4 protein-coding genes are annotated in these 3,943 nt (G+C 75.8%); all 4 read right to left on the minus strand.

Going from position 1 to position 3,943, the window contains the following annotated elements; translation table 11 throughout:
* Positions 1-309: 309 nt before the first annotated feature.
* A complete protein-coding gene (locus MPTA5024_RS03855; protein ID WP_157099281.1) occupies positions 310-1,302 on the minus strand; it encodes a GlxA family transcriptional regulator in 993 nt (330 codons plus the stop codon).
* Between the two features lie 55 nt (positions 1,303-1,357).
* Entirely contained in the window at positions 1,358-1,771 is a 414-nt protein-coding gene (locus MPTA5024_RS03860; protein WP_036319908.1) for a universal stress protein, read from the minus strand.
* A 28-nt stretch (positions 1,772-1,799) separates the two neighbouring features.
* On the minus strand, positions 1,800-3,014 hold the full coding sequence (locus MPTA5024_RS03865) for a YbfB/YjiJ family MFS transporter (RefSeq protein WP_036319912.1): 1,215 nt from the start codon (positions 3,012-3,014) through the stop codon (positions 1,800-1,802).
* 156 nt (positions 3,015-3,170) lie between these two features.
* Positions 3,171-3,943: alpha/beta hydrolase (locus MPTA5024_RS03870; RefSeq protein ID WP_232326166.1), on the minus strand; the 773-nt coding region annotated here is incomplete at its 5' end.

The following is a 3,943-nucleotide window of genomic DNA, read 5'->3' on the forward strand; positions in this document are numbered from 1 at the left end:
CCCGCCGGGGGCGGCGGCCGCGGCGGCGGGACGGGCCGCACCTGTCTCGGCGGCCTCGGCGGCGGGGACGGCGGCCGCTCCGCCGGTCAGCAGGGTCAGGCCGGCCAGCGCGGCGAGGGCGCGCCGGGGAACGCGGGCGGGGGATGTGCTCATGGACGTCCGTTCTCGAGGCGACCAGGGCGACGGTTACGACCGTGTTTCGCCAGATCGTCACCCGGCGGGACGTCCCGGTCAACCGGAACAGAGAGCGCTCTCTGACTGTGCAGGTCAAACCGTCAGGCCGCTCCCGGGCGAGAGCCGCAAACGCTTTCAGAAGCCGGGCCGGCCGGCGCCCGTCGTGCGGAACCGGGACCGGTAGACGGCCGGCGGGACCCCCAGCTCGCGGGCGAACGCCCGGCGCATGGTCTCCGGCGAGCCGAACCCGGCCTTCCTCGCCACCGCGTCGAGCGGGTCGTCCGCCGACTCCAGCAGGCCGCGGGCGGTCTCCACGCGGACCAGCTCGACGTACCGGGCCGGTGTCGTGCCGGTCTCCCTGCGGAACAGCCGGGTGAGCTGGCGGACGCTCAGCCCGGCGCGCGCCGCCATGGCGGACAGCCCGTGGTCGGCGGCCGGGTCGACCGCCACCGCGTCGAGGAGCCGCCGCACGGTCCTGTCGCGCGTCCCGCCCGACCGCAGGCGCACGCTGAACTGCGACTGCCCGCCGGGGCGCTGCATGAAGACGACGAGGTGCCGGGCCACCGTCCGCGCGAGGTCGGCGCCGTAGTCCTCCTCGACTAGGCCGAGGGCCAGGTCGATGCCCGAGGTCACCCCCGCGGACGTGATGATGCGGCCGTCCCTGACGAAGATCGCGTCCGGGTCGACGGTCACGCGGGGGTACGCGCGGGCCAGCCGCTCGGCGAGCACCCAGTGGGTGGCCGCCCGGCATCCGTCGAGCAGCCCGGCCTCGGCGAGGACGAAGGCCCCGGCGCACACGGACGCGGTCCGCCCGGCGGCCGCCGACAGCCGCCGTACCTGGGCGAGAAGCTCCGCGTCGCGGGCGGTCGCCACGTCGGGGCTGCCCGGCACGATCAGCACGTCGATCCCGGCGGCGTCGAGGTCCTCCAGGGCGACGTCGGCCCCGATCCGGACGCCGCCGCTCGTGCGGATGTCCAGGCCGCCCGGCGAGGCCGTGCGGGTCCGGTACGCGGCGCCGTGCTCGCCGGCCACGGTGAACACCTCCAGGGGGCCGGTCACGTCCAGCAGCCGCACGCCGTCGTACACGACGACGACCACGGTGCGACGCGGCCCCCTCCGGGTGGTCATGCGTTCAGTCTGCGGCACGGCCGCCGGCTCCTCGGACGGCCGGGTGGCACGACCCTCACACCACCAGCAGCAGCGAGACCGGCGCGTGCAGGCTCACCTCGTGGGTGACGCTGCCGCCGAGCAGCGCGCCGATCCTGCCGTGATGGCGGGGGCCGAGCACGACGAGGTCGGCCCGCAGCGCCCGGGCGCGTTCGAGGACGGCGTACGGGACGTTCTCGTGGAGCACCTCGACCACCTCGCCGTCCGCCGTGAGGCCCGCGGCGCGCAGCCGGGCGACGGCCTGGTCGACCGTGGCCGCGGCAGTGGCGCCGTCCTCCAGTTCGACCATCTGGTCGTAGATGATTTCGCTCTCGCCGGCGTGCAGGACGTGGACGGCCGCGCCGGTCGCCCGGGCGAGGTCCTCCACCTCCGTGAGGATGCGGCCGGCCCGCGAGGAGGCGTCGACGGCGACGAGGATGCGTGTGAACATGAGGACTTCCTTTCAGAGGTACGGGATTTCAGGACGGGGAGTGCTCGCGCTGGAACAGCGCGGCGGCGGCGGCGAGGACCAGCAGCACGGCCGACAGCCACAGGCCGCGGGCGATGCCGCCGGCGCTGTCGGACAGCAGGCCGGACACGAGCGGCCCGACGGCCTGACCCACCGAGAAGGCCACGGTCAGCAGGGCGATGCCGGCCGTCCAGACGTTCTGCGGCAGCATCCGCCGGGCGATCACGGTGGCGGCGGTCGGACCGGCCATGAACCCGGAGCCGAACACGACGGCCGACAGCAGCGCGGCGCCCGCGCCTGCGGGCAGGAGCAGCACCGGGAGCACGCCGAGGAACACGAGCCCGGCGACGAGCGCGGTGGCCCGGCCGCCCCTCAGCCGCCCGGCCAGGTGGCCCCACACCGACAGCGTCGCGACGGCGGAGGCGACGCCGAGCACGACGAAGAACACGGCGACCATCGAGGCGCCCAGCCCCCGCTCCCTGAGCAGGGCGACCACGAAGGTCATGTAGCTGACGTAGCCCGCCCCGAACAGGACGTACCAGACGAACGTGGGGGCGAGACGGCGCACCTGGTGGCCGCCGAGCACGGCGGCGTGGAGTCCAGACGGCTCGGGGACCCGGCGGGCGCCGAGCCAGGCGGGGAGCAGGGCGAGGACGGAGGCCACGCCCATCAGCAGCCAGCCGAGCCGCCAGCCCGCGTCGCCTCCGGCGGACAGGGCGGCCGGGACGACGACGCCCGCGATCACCACGCCGGCGCCGACGCCCGCCATGTAGACGGCGACCGGCAGGGCCGCGCGCCGCCGGTCGGCGCCGGTGGCGACGCGGGTGGCGAGGGCGGAGCCCACGACGAACGCGACCGCGGTGGTGAACCCTCCGGCGAAGCGGAGGGCGAGCAGCGCCCAGAACACGGCGGTGGCCGCGGTGGCCAGCAGGGCCACGGCGCTGATCGCCAGCGCCCACAGGAAGGCGGTCCGGTTGCCGAGGCGCCGGGCCAGCAGGGCCGCGCCGGCGGCGCCGATGATGTAGCCCAGGGCGTTGGCCGTGTTCATGCCTCCCGCCTGCGCGTACGACCAGTGCAGCCGCTCGTGCATGGGCGGCAGCAGCAGGGCGTAGGCGAAGCGGGTGAAGCCCAGGGCCACGACCGGCCCGCAGGCCAGCCCCAGCGCGGTCAGCACCTCACGGGCGAGGCCGCCCTCCCGGGCCGGCGGCGCGGCGACGGCGGTCACGAGACGCCACCGGTACGGAGATCAGCGTGGTCGGCCCACATGGGGATGGTCCTCCTTCGACACGAACGGCTTGGTCATCTGTCACCAAGTCCGTCCGCGGGAAGATCCATCGCGGCCGTTCGGGACGCCTGTCCCTCGGATCCGGCCATCCCTCGCCTATGCGGAACCGTCGGTGTGCTCCTGGACCCACCAGCGGGCGGCGGCGGTCGCGACGTCCGGGGGGACCTCGTGGCCGCCGGGGAACTCCTCGTACGCGACCGGGTAGTCGCCGTCCCGCAGGCTCTTGGCGATCCGCCTGCCGCAGGCGACCGGGAGCACCCGGTCGTCCGCGCCGTGGGAGACGAACAGCCGCGGGCGGCCGTGCCGGAGCATGGGCGCCATGAAGCCCGGGGAGAAGGCGAGCACGGCGCGGAACAGGTCGCCGTTGGCGACCCCGAGCGACAGGGCGTAGGAGGCGCCGTCGGAGAATCCGGCGACCGCCACGCCGTCCAGGTCGACGGCGGCCCGGGCGAAGACCTCCTCCAGCGCCCTGTCCAGCCGCGCGACGTCCGGCCCGTAGCCGCCGAGGATGACGTCCCAGGTCGTGGAGACCGACTTCGGCGCGAGCAGGAGGAAGCCGAGATCGTCCGCCTGGGCGGACAGCAGCCCGAGCGCCTGTTCGGCCGAGCCGCCCGCGCCGTGCAGGACGACGGCGATCCGGTGCGGGCCCGGCCCGGCGGACGGCGGCACGTAGAGCAGCGCCTGCCCGTCCAGCCGGTGGATGCCCGCCTCGGGCCCGCGGAGGGGCGGATGCGGTCCTCCGCCCGGGGAGGTCGCAAGCGCGACGGGGCGGGCGGCGAGACGGCCGTGCCGCACGCCCTCCTCCGGCTGCGGATGGGCCGCGGCCCCTCGCGTCACCGTCATCGGCCTCGCCTCCCGCCGCTCAGGGG

This window comes from Microbispora sp. ATCC PTA-5024, assembly GCF_000511135.2.
GTDB lineage: Bacteria > Actinomycetota > Actinomycetes > Streptosporangiales > Streptosporangiaceae > Microbispora > Microbispora corallina.